We start from the raw sequence: 13869 nt of genomic DNA, 5'->3' as shown, positions 1-13869 counted from the left end.
GTCAATGGGTCCGTCTCGAAAAGTTTTCGCTAGCCGAAGGTCACGCGGCGGTCACGGTAAGGGTGCGCGGTCGAAAGGGTTGACACCGCCTGCGTGGCCTCATAGCTTCCCGTTCTGAATCGTTTCATCCGGGCCCGGACCCGGACCGATGTCACAGGAGCCCGAAGTGACCGACCTCGCCGCCGTGAAGGCCGCGCTGAAGACCCAGGCCGTCGAGACGCCGTCGTGGGCGTACGGGAACTCGGGGACCCGCTTCAAGGTGTTCGCACAAGCGGGCGTTCCCCGCACCCCGCAGGAGAAGCTGGACGACGCGGCCCAGGTGCACGCGGTCACCGGCGTCGCGCCGACCGTGGCGCTGCACATCCCGTGGGACAAGGTGGAGGACTACGCGGCGCTGGCCAAGCACGCCGAGGACCGGGGGGTGAGGCTGGGGACGATCAACTCCAACACCTTCCAGGACGACGACTACAAGCTGGGCAGCATCTGCCATCCCGAGGCGGCGGTGCGGCGCAAGGCCCTGGATCATCTGCTGGAGTGCGTCGACATCATGGACGCGACGGGCTCCCCGGATCTGAAGCTGTGGTTCGCGGACGGGACGAACTACCCCGGCCAGGACGACATCCGCGCCCGGCAGGACCGGCTGGCGGAGGGGCTGGCCGAGGTGTACGAGCGGCTCGGGGACGGACAGCGGATGCTGCTGGAGTACAAGTTCTTCGAGCCGGCCTTCTATGCGACGGACGTCCCGGACTGGGGCACGGCGTACGCGCACTGTCTGAAGCTGGGGCCCAGGGCCCAGGTCGTGGTCGACACCGGTCACCACGCGCCCGGGACCAACATCGAGTTCATCGTGGCGACGCTGCTGCGGGAGGGCAAGCTCGGCGGGTTCGACTTCAACTCGCGCTTCTACGCGGACGACGACCTGATGGTGGGAGCCGCGGACCCGTTCCAGCTGTTCCGGATCATGTACGAGGTGGTGCGGGGCGGCGGGTTCACCTCCGAGGTGGCCTTCATGCTGGACCAGTGCCACAACATCGAGGCGAAGATCCCGGCGATCATCCGTTCCGTGATGAACGTGCAGGAGGCCACGGCGAAGGCGCTGCTGGTGGATCGGTCGGCGTTGACCGCCGCTCAGGCCTCCGGGGATGTCCTGGAGGCGAACGCCGTGCTGATGGACGCCTACAACACGGATGTGCGGCCGTTGCTGCGGGAGGTGCGGGAGGAGATGGGGCTGGACCCCGAGCCTCTCGTCGCCTACCGGGCGTCCGGGTGGGCCGAGAGGATCGTCGCCGAGCGGGTGGGAGGGGAGCAGGCCGGCTGGGGCGCGTGAGCGTCCGCCTTGATCTGTTCGGTCGCGGGGTGCGGGCCGGTTGTGGCTGGTCGCGCCCACGCGGCGGAGCCGCATACCGACGCGGCCCCGCGCCCCTGAAAGAAGCGCACTCCCCTCTTCTGCAAAAGTAAGGAATCTCCATGTCCACCCATCCCGAAGCCGCCGCCCTCCTCGCGCGGTCGCACCGACTCGGGGCTGACCCCCGTAACACGAACTACGCCGGCGGCAACGCCTCCGCCAAGGGCGTCGACACCGACCCCGTCACCGGTGGGGACGTCGAGCTGATGTGGGTGAAGGGGTCGGGCGGCGACCTCGGGACGCTCACCGAGGACGGGCTGGCCGTGCTGCGGCTGGACCGGCTGCGCGGGCTCGTCGACGTCTACCCGGGGGTGGAGCGCGAGGACGAGATGGTCGCCGCGTTCGACTACTGCCTGCACGGCAAGGGCGGGGCGGCACCCTCCATCGACACCGCGATGCACGGCCTGGTCGACGCCGCGCACGTCGACCATCTGCACCCTGACTCCGGGATCGCGCTCGCCTGCGCGGCGGACGGGGAGAAGCTGACCGCCGAATGCTTCGGGGACAGCGTGGCGTGGGTGCCGTGGCGGCGGCCCGGGTTCCAGCTCGGGCTGGACATCGCCGCGATCAAGGCCGCCCACCCGCAGGCCGTCGGGGTGATCCTCGGCGGGCACGGGATCACCGCCTGGGGCGACAGCGCCGAGGAGTGCGAGCGCAACTCGCTGCACATCATCCGCACCGCCGAGAGGTTCCTCGCCGAGCGGGGGAAGGCCGAGCCCTTCGGGCCCGTCGTCGAGGGGTACGAGGCACTGGCCGACGGCGCGCGCAGGGAGCGGGCCGCCGCGCTCGCGCCGTACGTGCGGGCGATCGCCTCGCAGGACCGGCCCCAGGTCGGGCACTTCGCCGACTCCGACGTCGTCCTCGACTTCCTGGCGCGCGCGGAGCACCCGCGGCTCGCCGCGCTGGGGACGTCCTGCCCGGACCACTTCCTGCGGACCAAGGTGCGGCCGCTGGTCCTCGACCTGCCGCCCACCGCTCCGCTGGAGGAGGCCGTGGCGCGGCTGAAGGAACTGCACACCGCGTACCGGGAGGAGTACGCCGCCTACTACGAGCGGCACACCGAGGCCGGCTCCCCCGCGATGCGGGGCGCCGACCCGGCCGTCGTGCTGGTGCCCGGCGTGGGCATGTTCTCCTTCGGCAAGGACAAGCAGACGGCCCGGGTCGCCGGTGAGTTCTACGTCAACGCGATCCATGTGATGCGGGGCGCCGAGGCGGTGTCCTCGTACGCGCCGATCGAGGAGCGGGAGAAGTTCCGCATCGAGTACTGGGCGCTGGAGGAGGCCAAGCTCCAGCGGATGCCGAAGCCGAAGGCGCTGGCCACCCGGGTGGCGCTGGTGACGGGCGCGGGCAGCGGGATCGGCAGGGCCATCGCGCACCGGCTGGTCGCCGAGGGGGCGTGTGTCGTCGTCGCCGACCTGAACGCGGAGAACGCGGCCGCCGTCGCCGAGGAGCTCGGCGGGGCCGACAGGGCGGTCGCCGTGACCGTCGACGTGACGGACGAGGAGCAGATCGCCGAGGCGTTCCGGGCCGCCGCGCTCGCCTTCGGCGGGGTCGACCTCGTCGTCAACAACGCGGGCATCTCCATTTCCAAGCCGCTGCTGGAGACCTCGGCCAGGGACTGGGACCTCCAGCACGACATCATGGCCAGGGGATCGTTCCTGGTGTCGCGGGAGGCCGCGCGGGTGATGATCGCTCAGGGGCTCGGCGGGGACATCGTGTACATCGCTTCGAAGAACGCCGTGTTCGCCGGGCCGAACAACATCGCCTACTCCGCCACCAAGGCCGACCAGGCCCACCAGGTCCGGCTGCTCGCCGCCGAGCTGGGCGAGCACGGGATCCGCGTCAACGGGGTCAACCCCGACGGCGTGGTCCGGGGCTCGGGCATCTTCGCCGGCGGGTGGGGTGCCCAGCGGGCCGCCGTGTACGGGGTCGACGAGGAGAAGCTCGGCGAGTTCTACGCCCAGCGGACCATCCTCAAGCGGGAGGTGCTGCCCGAGCACGTGGCGAACGCGGTGTTCGCGCTGACCGGCGGGGAGCTGACCCACACCACCGGGCTGCACGTGCCCGTCGACGCGGGCGTGGCGGCCGCTTTCCTCCGGTGACCGGCGTGCGGTCGTACGCCGCGGTCGACCTCGGCGCGTCCAGCGGGCGCGTCATGGTCGGCCGGGTCGGCCCCGACTCCCTGGAGCTGGCGGAGGCGCACCGGTTCGCCAACCGTCCGCTCCGGGTTCCGGAGGGGCTGCGCTGGGACGTGCTGTCCCTGTACGCCGGGGTCCTGGACGGACTGCGGGCGGCCGGCCCGGTGGACTCGGTCGGCATCGACAGCTGGGCCGTGGACTACGGGCTGCTCGACGGGGACGGGGCGCTGCTCGGCAACCCGGTGCACTACCGGGACACGCGCACCGAAGGGGTCGCCGAGAAGGTGTGGGCGACCGTGCCGGCCGCCGAGCTGTACGCGGCGACCGGTTTGCAGTACGCGCCCTTCAACACCCTGTACCAGCTCGTCGCCGCCCGGGGGACACGCCAGTTCGCCCATGCCGAGCGGCTGCTGCTCATCCCCGATCTGCTGGCCTATTGGCTGACCGGGGAGCAGGGCACCGAGCTGACCAACGCCTCCACGACCCAGCTGATCGATCCCCGCACACGGACGTGGTCGTCCGGGCTCGCCGCGCGCCTCGGCATCGACCTGGAGCTGTTCGCGCCGCTGCGGCAGCCGGGCGATCCGGCCGGGGTCCTGCGCCCCGAGGTGCTGGAGGAGACCGGGCTGACGGGGCCGGTGCCGGTGACCGCCGTCGGGTCGCACGACACCGCGTCCGCGGTGGCGGCCGTGCCGGCGACCGGGGAACGGTTCGCCTACATCTGCACCGGCACCTGGTCCCTGGCGGGTCTGGAGCTGGCGGCGCCCGTGCTCACCGAGGAGAGCCGGGCCGCCAACTTCACCAACGAACTGGGGCTGGACGGCACGGTCCGCTACCTGCGCAACATCATGGGGCTCTGGCTGCTCCAGGAATGCGTACGGGCCTGGGGGGACCCCGATCTGGGGGTGCTGCTGCGGGAGGCGGCGGCCGTGCCCGCGCTGCGGTCGGTCGTGGACGCGGGCGACGCGGCGTTCCTCGCGCCCGGGCGGATGCCGGAGCGGATCGCCGAGGCGTGCCGGGCCACCGGGCAGCCGGTGCCCGGGACCCCCGGCGAGATCACCCGCTGCATCCTCGACTCGCTCGCCCTCGCCCACCGCCGGGCGGTCGAGGACGCCCAGCGGCTCGCCGGACATCCCGTGGACGTGGTGCACGTCGTGGGGGGCGGCACCCGCAACGCGCTGCTGTGCCAGCTCACCGCCGACGCCTGCGGGCTGCCCGTGGTGGCCGGGCCGACGGAGGCCGCCGCGCTCGGCAACGTGCTGGTGCAGGCGCGGGCCCACGGGATGGTCGGCGACCGTGCCGACCTGCGCGGGCTGCTCGCCCGCACCCAGCCGCTGACGCGCTACGAGCCGCAGGGCGGCACCGGGCGGTGGCGCGAGGCACAGGCCCGGCTCGCCGCGCGGTGAGCGGGGGTCTCCCCCTGGCGCTCCCGCTGGACTACTCTGCACTGATCCGATGACTTAACCCCGAGGAGCCGCGATGCGTGTCGCACTGTTCCTGACCTGTGTCAACGACACGCTCTATCCGGATACCGGCCGCGCCGTGGTGAAACTGCTGACCAGACTGGGTGTCGACGTCGACTTCCCGATGGCCCAGACGTGCTGCGGCCAGGCCCACTACAACACGGGCTACCGCCATGAGGCCGAGCCGCTCGCCCGGCACTTCTCCGATGTATTCGGGGAGTACGAGGCGATCGTGACGCCCTCCGGGTCCTGCGGGGCGATGGTGCGGGAGCTGTATCCGCGGATGGGTGAGCGGGCCAGGGCGGAAGGGCGCGGGGGCTCGCTGGCGACGGCGCTGGCGCCGGTGGTACCGAAGACGTACGAGCTGACCGAGTTCCTGGTGGACGTGCTCGGGGTGACGGACGTCGGGGCCTACTACCCGCACACGGTGACCTACCACCCGACCTGTCACGGGCTGCGGGGCCTGGGGCTCGGCGAGCGGCCCCGCCGGCTGCTCCGGGCCGTGAAGGGGCTGGAGCTGGTGGAGCTGCCGGGCGCGGAGGAGTGCTGCGGGTTCGGCGGCACCTTCGCGCTGAAGAACTCCGACGTGTCGGCGGCGATGGGCGCGGACAAGGTGCGCAACGCCGAGTCGACCGGCGCCGAGGTGCTGTGCGCGGCCGACAACTCGTGTCTGATGCACCTCGGCGGCACCATGACCCGGCTGAAGGCGGGGCTGCGGCCGGTGCACCTGGCGGAGATTCTGGCGAGCACGGAGGAGGAACCGGCCGTATGAGCGGCACGTATCTGGGCATGCCGGCCTTTCCCGAGGCGGCTCGGGCGGCGGTCGGGGACCGGACCCTGCGGGGCAACCTGCGGCACGCCACGCACACCATCCGCGCCAAGCGGGCCAAGGCGGTCGCCGAGGTGTCCGACTGGGCCGAGCTGCGGGAGGCCGGCAAGCGGATCAAGGACCATACGCTGCGTCACCTCGACCGCTACCTCGTGCAGTTGGAGGAGTCGGTCACGGCGGCGGGCGGGACCGTGCACTGGGCGGCCGACGCCGAGGAGGCCAACCGGATCGTCGCCCGGCTCGTCAAGGAGACGGGCGAGTCGGAGGTCGTCAAGGTCAAGTCCATGGCCACTCAGGAGATCGGGCTCAACGAAGCCCTCGAAGCCGAGGGAATCCACGCCTACGAGACCGATCTCGCCGAGCTGATCGTGCAGTTGGGCGGGGACCGGCCCTCGCACATCCTCGTCCCGGCCATCCACCGCAACCGGGGGGAGATCCGGGACATCTTCCGCCGGGAGATGGGCGAGTGGGGGCGCGCGGCGCCCGAGGGGCTCACCGACACACCGGCCGAACTGGCGGAGGCGGCCCGGCTGCATCTGCGGGAGAAGTTCCTGCGGGCCAAGGTCGGCGTCTCCGGCGCCAACTTCATGGTGGCCGAGACCGGCACCCTGGTGGTCGTGGAGTCCGAGGGCAACGGGCGGATGTGTCTGACCCTGCCCGAGACCCTGATCTCCGTCGTGGGCATCGAGAAGGTCGTGCCGACCTGGCGGGACCTGGAGGTCTTCCTCCAGACTCTGCCCCGCTCCTCGACCGCCGAGCGCATGAACCCGTACACCTCGACCTGGACCGGCACGACGGACGGCGACGGGCCGAGGACCTTCCATCTGGTGCTGCTGGACAACGGCCGCACCGACACCCTCGCCGACGAGGTCGGCCGCCAGGCCCTGCGCTGCATCCGCTGCTCGGCCTGTCTGAACGTCTGCCCGGTCTACGAGCGGGCCGGCGGGCACGCCTACGGCTCGGTCTACCCGGGTCCGATCGGCGCCATCCTCAGCCCCCAACTGCGGGGTACGCAGAGCGAGATCGACGCCTCGCTGCCGTACGCCTCCTCGCTGTGCGGTGCCTGCTACGAGGTCTGCCCGGTCGCCATCGACATCCCCGAGGTGCTGGTGCATCTGCGGGAGCGGGTCGTCGAGGGCGGGCCGGTGGTCCGGGAGGGCAACCGGGTGGTGCTCAAGCCGGCCAAGGGGCACGCCGCCGAGCGGGCGGCGATGCGGGCGGCGCGGTGGGCGTTCGCCCGCCCCGGCGCCCTGCGCACCGGGCAGCGGCTCGCCTCCCGGACGCGCCGCCTGCACCCTCGTACGCTCCCCGGACCGGGGCGGGCGTGGAGCGGCAGCAGGGACCTGCCGGCCGTACCGGCGGAACCCTTCCGCGACTGGTGGCAGCGGACGAACGGCGGGAAGGACGGGGCGCGGTGAACAGCAGGGAACGCATTCTGGGGCGGGTGCGGCGCGCACTGGCCGACGCGCCCGGGGACGACTCGCCGATCGAGCGCGCCTATCTGCACGTGCACGCGGACGGCGGCGCCGAGGAGACGGTGGCGCTGCTGGCGGAGAACCTGGCCGACTACCGGGCGCTGGTGCACCGCTGCTCGCGGGACGAACTGCCGTCCGTGATCGGCCGGTTGCTGGCCGAGCGCGGGGCGGGGTCGGTGGTGGTGCCGCCGGGGCTGGACGCGGGATGGCTGGCGCAGACCGGGGCCGACCGGGTGGAGGACACGGCCGCGAGCAGCGCGGACGAGCTGGACCGGGTCGACAGCGTGGTCACGGCGTGCGCGGTGGCGATCGCCGAGACCGGGACGATCGTGCTGGACGGCTCCCCCGACCAGGGCCGCCGCCGGATCACGCTGGTCCCCGACCATCACATCTGTGTGGTGCGGGTACCGGGCCAGGTCGTCTCGTCGGTGCCGCAGGCCCTCGAACGGCTGGACCCCGCGCGGCCGTTGACGTGGATCTCCGGTCCCTCGGCGACCAGCGACATCGAACTGGACCGGGTGGAGGGCGTGCACGGTCCGCGCACACTCGAGGTGATCCTGGTCGGCTAGGGGGTGCCCCTCGCGGGTAGGGGGCCTGGTGCCGTGCGCGCAGCCAGGGGGCTCCCATGCAGTTCATCGAGGTCACCGGTCTGGCCGGCGTGCGGTCCGCCGTGATCCGGTTCACCAGACCCGCAACGGGCCTGTCCTTCCTGCTGTTCCCGATGATCCACCTCGGGGAGCCGGCGTTCTACCGGGAGGTGGCGGACCGGCTGCGCCGCTGCGACCTGGTGCTCACCGAGGGCATCGGCCGTCAGCCGCGCTCCCCGGGCGCGGAGGCCCTGGTGGCGTCGTACGAGCAGCTGGAGTACGCCGAGCGGCTCGGGCTGGTCGTCCAGGACATCGACTACCGGACGCTCGGGGTGCCCGTGGTGTGCCCGGACATGTCGGGCCGGGAGTTCGAGGCCGGCTTCCGGGGGCTGCCGCTGCGCGAGCGCCTGCTGATCGCCACGCTGACGCCGGCGATGGCCGCGGGCATGCGGTTGTTCGGCACCCGCCGCTATCTGGCCCGGCATCTGGCCACCGAGGATCTGGTGGGCGACACCGAGCAGGCCGTGGCGGACGGCATGCCCGGCCTGGACGACCTGGTGATGCGCCGCCGCGACCGGCTGCTCGTGCGGGCGCTCACCGAGTTCGACCAGGCGTACACGAGCCGCACCGGGCCGTTCACCGTCGCCGTGGTCTACGGCGCCGAGCACATGCGGGCGGCCTCGCAGGCGCTGGTCGGGCTCGGCTATCACGCGGCGGACGCGGAGTGGCTGACGGTGTTCCTGGTGGAGCCGGCTCAGGAGTAGGCCGCTCCGCAGGTCACTCGGGAGCAGGTCGCTCAGGAGCAGGTCGCTCAGGAGTAGGTCATGGGGCAGTGGTGGCGCAGCGCGTACTGGGCGGCACGCAGATACAGCGCCGCGAAGAACGCGGTGTCCGGGTCGTCGGCCCAGGGGCCGGGACGGGTCGCGGCCCGCTTCCGCGCGTCGCCGTCCTGGAACCAGGCGCCGAGGCCGTAGGGGCCGGAGGGCTCCGGTATCAGGTCGAGCGGCAGCTGGAGGGCGGCGGCGAGCCGCTCGGCGAGGGCGAGGACGCCGGGCGCCCCGACGACCAGGGTCTCGGTGTCGTAGGCGTTCTCGACCGGCAGGAGGAGGGGCTCCTCCAGCGCGAAGGGGACCAGGAACGACCAGCTGAGGAGGGCGTGCCGCTCGCCGGGGGTGAGGTGGGCCCGGCAGAGCGTGTCGAAGCCGTCCATCGGCGGGCTCGTCTTCTCCGCGAACCGGCCCGGCTCCGGCGGCCGGCCCGGCCGGTAGGGCGGCAGGCCGCGCTGAGTCAGCCGCTCGTCCAGGGCGGCGGCGACATCGCCGTAGCCGTCCTCACCGGGGACCGACCAGTCCTCCGGGTCCACGCTCACGAGGTAGATACCCATGGCCGCACGGTATCCGCCGCCACTGACACCATCGACAAGGCGGGTGAACAAGCGCTTAGATACGTGAGCACCTGCTCGTCCTCGACCGTCCGCCCGACCCCCGGAGGGCCCGTTGTTCACGTCCGTCGACGACGTCGTCGCCCGTCTCGCCGAGACCGGCTATCTGGCCTCTCCCGCGGTCGCCACGACCGTGTTCCTCGCCGACCGGCTCGGTAAGCCACTGCTCGTGGAGGGCCCGGCCGGCGTCGGCAAGACGGAACTCGCCAAGGCCGTCGCCCGGGTGGCCGGGGCGCGGCTGGTGCGGCTCCAGTGCTACGAGGGGGTGGACGAGTCCCGCGCGCTGTACGAGTGGAACCACGCCAAGCAGCTGCTGCGCATCAGCGCCGGCCGTGACGAGACCTGGGACGAGGCCCGCACGGACATCTTCAGCGAGGAGTTCCTGCTCCCGCGCCCGCTGCTGACCGCGATCCGCGGCGACGAGCCGACGGTGCTGCTGATCGACGAGACCGACAAGGCCGACGTCGAGGTGGAGGGGCTGCTGCTGGAGGTGCTCAGCGACTTCCAGGTGACCGTCCCGGAGCTGGGCACGATCACCGCGAGCCGCCGGCCGTTCGTCGTCCTGACGTCGAACGCCACCCGCGAGCTGTCGGAGGCGCTGCGCCGCCGCTGTCTCTTCCTGCACCTCGGCTTCCCCGACGAGGAGCTGGAGCGGCGGATCGTGCGGCTGAGGGTGCCCGGTCTGGACTCGGTGCTGACCGAGTCGGTGGTCCGGGTGGTGGCCGCGCTGCGCGCGATGGACCTGCGCAAGGTGCCGTCGGTCGCCGAGACCATCGACTGGGCGCGCACCCTGCTCGCGCTGGGCGCCACCACCCTGGACGAGAGCGTCGTACGCGACAGTCTGGGCGTGATCCTCAAGCACCAGGACGACATCCTGAAGGCCGGCGCCAAGCTCGACCTGGACGCCGTGTGAGCGGCGCCGCCGCCGACCGGCTGACCGGGTTCGTGGCCGCGCTGCGCGCGCACGGCGTGCGGATCGGCACCGGCGAGACCCTGGACGCGGCCGAGGCGGTGGCCGCGCTGGGGTTCGCCGACCGGGGGCTGCTGCGCGAAGGGCTGGCCGCCACCCTGCTGCATGCGCCGGACCAGCGGCGGCTGTTCGACACCGTCTTCGACCTGTACTTCCCCTACGGCGTCGGGGCGCCCGCGGGCGAGCCCGGTGACCGGGACTCCCTGCGCGAGCGGCTCGCGGACGCGCTGGCCGCCGACGACCGTGCGCTGCTGGGCCAGTTGGCGATCGAGGCGGTCGACGGGCTCGGCGGATACGGGAGTTCACCGGGGGCGGACGGCTGGTCGTCGCACCAGACCCTGGACCGGCTGCGCCCGCAGACGCTGCTGGCCCGGGTCCGGGACGAGATGCGGCGGCGCGGCGGCGGTTCCGGTTTCGCGGGGCGGCTGCTGGAGGACGAGATCCGGCGGCGCATCGAGGAGTTCCGGGGGCTGGTGGCGGCGGAGGCCCGGCGCCGGGTGGCGGAGCGGCGGGGGCGGGACGAGATCGCGCGGCGGGCGGTGGCGCCGACCGCGGACCGGGTGGACTTCCTGTACGCGGGCCGGGACCGGCTGGCCGAACTGCGGCGGACCGTCCAGCCGTTGGCGCGCAAGTTGGCCACCCGGCTGGCCGCGCGCCGCCGCCGTGCCGCGCGCGGCACGATCGATCTGCGCCGCACACTGCGCGGCTCGCTGTCCACGGGCGGGGTGCCGATGCGGCCGGTGCTGCGCCGTCGGCGGCCGGCCCGTCCCGAACTGGTCCTGCTGTGCGACGTGTCGGGCTCGGTGTCCGGCTTCTCCGACTTCACGATGCTGCTGGTGCAGGCGTTGCACGACCAGTTCGGCAAGGTGCGGGTGTTCGCCTTCGTCAACCGGATCGACGAGGTCACGGGGCTGCTCGAACACGGCCGGGCCGATCCCGAGGGCCTCGGCGCCCGCATCCGGGCCGGGGCCCGGCTGACGGGCCATCACGGCAGCAGCGACTACGGGGTCGCGCTCGGGGAGTTCGCGCACCGGTACGGCGCCGCCGTGGGCCCGCGCACGACGGTGTTCGTCCTGGGGGACGCGCGGACGAACATGAGCGATCCGAACCTGGCGGCCCTGCGCGAGATCTCCGCTCGGGCCCGCCGTCTGTACTGGTTGAACCCCGAGCCCCGCTCGCTGTGGGGCACGGGCGACTCGGCCGCTCCCGAGTACGCCGAGCTGGTCGCGATGCACGAGTGCCGCAACGCCCACCAACTCGGCGTACTGGTCGCGCGGTTGCTCCCGATCTGAGCGTCGTCGTCCCACCGGCGGGCGGCGGGGCTCGGGTCGCTACTCGGCCTTCGCGTAGTCCGTGGCCATCGCCCCCGCGAAGTCGTAGACCACGCACTGCTCGTCACCGACGACCCAGGCGTCGTGTCCGGGTGAGATCACGAAGACGTCGCCGGGGCCCACCTCGGTCTCGCCGCCCTCGTCCATGGTGATGTGCATCCGACCGCTGACCACATAGCCGTTGTGGTGGATCTGGCAGGTGTCGGTGCCCGCGATGGGTGCCACCGACTCCGTCCAGCGCCAGCCGGGCTCGAACGTCGCCATGGCGAAGTCCAGCCCGCTCATGTGGACGGCCTCCAGGTGGCCCCGGGGGAAGTCGCGCCGCTCGTCCGGCTTGTCCATCGTCTTCACTTCCAGCATGGCGTCCTCCTTCTGCCGGCCGTGCCGCGCCACGGCCGCGGCCGGTCTCCCCGGCGGCCCGGGACGTCACCGGTGGGGGCCGCGCCTCACACGTCCATCGTCCGCCCCGCCACCGGGGGGCGCCATTCGGCGGATCGGGCCTTCAGGCGCCACCCGCGCACAGCTCGGCGAAACGGCCGGTGTCGATGTTGCCGCCGGAGACGATCACCCCCACCCGGCGGCCCGGGACGCCGGTCCGGCCCGCGAGCAGGGCGGCCAGCGGGGTGGCCCCGCTGGGCTCCACGACGATCTTCAGACGCTCGAAGGCGAAACGCATCGCGGCGCGGATCTCCTCGTCGGAGACGAGGGCGATCTCGTCGACGAGGCGCCGGTTCACCGGGAAGGTCAGCTCACCGGGCGTGGACAGGGCCTGGCCGTCGGCGATGGTGCGCGGCACCGGGATCTCGATCCGCTGGCCGGCCTGGAGGGACCGTCGGGTGTCGTCCCCGGCCTCCGGCTCCACGCCGACGATCCGGATGCCGGGCCGCAGCCCCTTCGCCGCGGTGGCGCTGCCGGCGATCAGGCCGCCCCCGCCGACCGGGGCGAGGAGGGCGTCCAGGTCGTCCACCTCGTCGAGCAGTTCGAGTGCCGCGGTGCCCTGGCCCGCCATGACGTGCGGATGGTCGTAGGGCGGGATCAGGGCGAGCCCTCGTTCGGCGGCCAGGGCCCGGGTGACGGCCTCCCGGTCGCCGGTGTAGCGGTCGTACGTCACGATCTCGGCGCCGTAGCCCTCCGTGGCCGCCCGTTTGGAGCGCGGCGCGTCCTCGGGCATCACGATCACCGCGGTGGTGCCCAGCTCCCGGGCGGCCAGGGCGACGGCCTGCGCATGGTTGCCCGAGGAGTAGGCGGCGACGCCCCGGGCGAGCTGGTCGGGGGTCAGCCGGGAGGCCGCGTTGTAGGCGCCGCGGAACTTGAAGGCACCGACGCGCTGGAAGTTCTCGCACTTCAGGAACACCTCGGCGCCGACGGCCGCGTCCAGGGTGCGGGAGCGCAGCACGGGGGTGCGCCGGGCGACCCCCTTCAGTCTGACGGCCGCGTCCAGGACGTCGTCGAGGGTGATCGGCGGGGGTGCGGTGGTCACGGGCGGGCTCCCTCGGCGGAGTCGGAGGAGTGGGCGGGGTCGGTGGACGTGTCCCGCGCCTGCGCCAGGTAGTGGTAGGCGGAGGCACGGGAGATGCCCAGGCGGGCGGCGACCTGTTCGACGGCCCGGCGCACGGCGAAGACGCCCCGTTCGTCGAGGCCCCGGAAGAGGGCGAGGCGGCGGGCCCGGTCGAGGCCGGGCCAGGTCTGGTCCTGGCGTCGCAGATGGTCGTCGAGCAGGGCGTCCACGACGGAGTCGATGTCGTCGCCGAAGGTGGTCACCGGCGCCTGCGACGGCTGTGCGGCGGCGCCCGCGAGCGCGGCGAGCAGCCCTTGCACCCGGTCGACCTCGGTGACGTCCACATTGACGCAGAGGGCGCCGAAGACGCCGCCGGCGGAGTCGCGCAGCACCATCGTGGACGACTTCACCCGTCTGCCGTCGCCGGTGCGGGTGACGTAGTTCAGCTCGTCGCGGGCCTCGTCGCCGCGGGCCAGGACGCGCAGGCCGATTTCACTCATCGCCCCGCCGGCCGTCCGCCCGGTCACCGACCCGGCGACGGCGACCACCGACCTCTCCGGCCGCCGGTAGTCGTGCAGGACGGCCTCGCACACCGGCCCGAAGGTGGCCGCGATCCCGTCCACGACCGGGACGAGCGCCCGCAGGATCGCGTCCCGCTCCGCGTCCCTCGCCCGTTCGCCTCCGCAGTCACCGGCAGTGGTCTCCATACGAGCGATTAGACCACAGGTCCAG

Annotated in this window: 13 protein-coding genes; 9 read left to right on the top strand and 4 right to left on the bottom strand. The window is 73.0% G+C overall.

What is annotated here, in order from left to right; translation table 11 throughout:
- Positions 1-166 precede the first annotated feature (166 nt).
- From rhaI to AQJ58_RS26800, 7 genes are all read left to right on the top strand, one after another.
- Entirely contained in the window at positions 167-1327 is a 1161-nt protein-coding gene (gene rhaI / locus AQJ58_RS26830; protein ID WP_067254599.1) for an L-rhamnose isomerase, read from the top strand.
- Positions 1328-1467: 140 nt separating this feature from the next.
- The gene (locus tag AQJ58_RS26825) at positions 1468-3507 is read left to right on the top strand and encodes a bifunctional rhamnulose-1-phosphate aldolase/short-chain dehydrogenase (RefSeq protein WP_067254598.1); all 2040 of its coding nucleotides are present in this window, start codon (positions 1468-1470) and stop codon (positions 3505-3507) included.
- 5 nt (positions 3508-3512) lie between these two features.
- Positions 3513-4949: a rhamnulokinase gene (locus AQJ58_RS26820; protein ID WP_067255146.1), complete on the top strand. Its 1437-nt coding sequence runs from the start codon at positions 3513-3515 to the stop codon at positions 4947-4949.
- Between the two features lie 73 nt (positions 4950-5022).
- Positions 5023-5778, top strand: coding sequence for a (Fe-S)-binding protein (locus AQJ58_RS26815; RefSeq protein ID WP_067254595.1), 756 nt, complete (start codon positions 5023-5025; stop codon positions 5776-5778).
- Positions 5775-7253, top strand: coding sequence for a LutB/LldF family L-lactate oxidation iron-sulfur protein (locus tag AQJ58_RS26810; RefSeq protein WP_067254593.1), 1479 nt, complete (start codon positions 5775-5777; stop codon positions 7251-7253). The genes AQJ58_RS26815 and AQJ58_RS26810 overlap by 4 nt, the downstream gene beginning before the upstream one ends.
- Positions 7250-7879, top strand: a complete 630-nt coding sequence (locus AQJ58_RS26805) for a LutC/YkgG family protein (RefSeq protein WP_067255143.1) — start codon at positions 7250-7252, stop codon at positions 7877-7879. Before AQJ58_RS26810 ends, AQJ58_RS26805 begins: the two co-directional genes overlap by 4 nt.
- Before the next feature lie 56 nt (positions 7880-7935).
- The gene (locus AQJ58_RS26800) at positions 7936-8661 is read left to right on the top strand and encodes a hypothetical protein (protein WP_067254590.1); all 726 of its coding nucleotides are present in this window, start codon (positions 7936-7938) and stop codon (positions 8659-8661) included.
- A gap of 47 nt (positions 8662-8708) precedes the next feature.
- Here the strand turns inward: AQJ58_RS26800 and AQJ58_RS26795 are convergent, their stop codons facing one another.
- Entirely contained in the window at positions 8709-9281 is a 573-nt protein-coding gene (locus tag AQJ58_RS26795; protein ID WP_067254588.1) for a hypothetical protein, read from the bottom strand.
- A gap of 112 nt (positions 9282-9393) precedes the next feature.
- On the opposite strand from AQJ58_RS26795, the gene AQJ58_RS26790 reads away from it, so the two are divergent.
- Positions 9394-10251 carry an AAA family ATPase gene (locus AQJ58_RS26790; RefSeq protein ID WP_067254586.1) on the top strand — a complete coding sequence of 286 codons (858 nt, stop codon included), beginning with the start codon at positions 9394-9396 and terminating at the stop codon, positions 10249-10251.
- Complete coding sequence (locus AQJ58_RS26785) at positions 10248-11600, top strand: vWA domain-containing protein (protein ID WP_067254583.1); 1353 nt, start codon at positions 10248-10250, stop codon at positions 11598-11600. The genes AQJ58_RS26790 and AQJ58_RS26785 overlap by 4 nt, the downstream gene beginning before the upstream one ends.
- Before the next feature lie 39 nt (positions 11601-11639).
- Here AQJ58_RS26785 and AQJ58_RS26780 read toward each other — a convergent pair whose 3' ends face one another.
- From AQJ58_RS26780 to AQJ58_RS26770, 3 genes are all read right to left on the bottom strand, one after another.
- Positions 11640-11999 carry a cupin domain-containing protein gene (locus AQJ58_RS26780; protein WP_067255140.1) on the bottom strand — a complete coding sequence of 120 codons (360 nt, stop codon included), beginning with the start codon at positions 11997-11999 and terminating at the stop codon, positions 11640-11642.
- 142 nt (positions 12000-12141) lie between these two features.
- Positions 12142-13119 carry a threo-3-hydroxy-L-aspartate ammonia-lyase gene (locus AQJ58_RS26775; protein ID WP_067254580.1) on the bottom strand — a complete coding sequence of 326 codons (978 nt, stop codon included), beginning with the start codon at positions 13117-13119 and terminating at the stop codon, positions 12142-12144.
- Positions 13116-13844 carry a helix-turn-helix transcriptional regulator gene (locus AQJ58_RS26770; RefSeq protein WP_067254578.1) on the bottom strand — a complete coding sequence of 243 codons (729 nt, stop codon included), beginning with the start codon at positions 13842-13844 and terminating at the stop codon, positions 13116-13118. Before AQJ58_RS26770 ends, AQJ58_RS26775 begins: the two co-directional genes overlap by 4 nt.
- Positions 13845-13869: the final 25 nt, after the last annotated feature.

Source organism: Streptomyces sp. DSM 15324, assembly GCF_001514285.1.
Classification (GTDB): Bacteria; Actinomycetota; Actinomycetes; order Streptomycetales; family Streptomycetaceae; genus Streptomyces.
The sequence above is the reverse complement of the archived record's forward strand: the minus strand, read 5'-3'. Positions and strand labels throughout refer to the sequence as shown.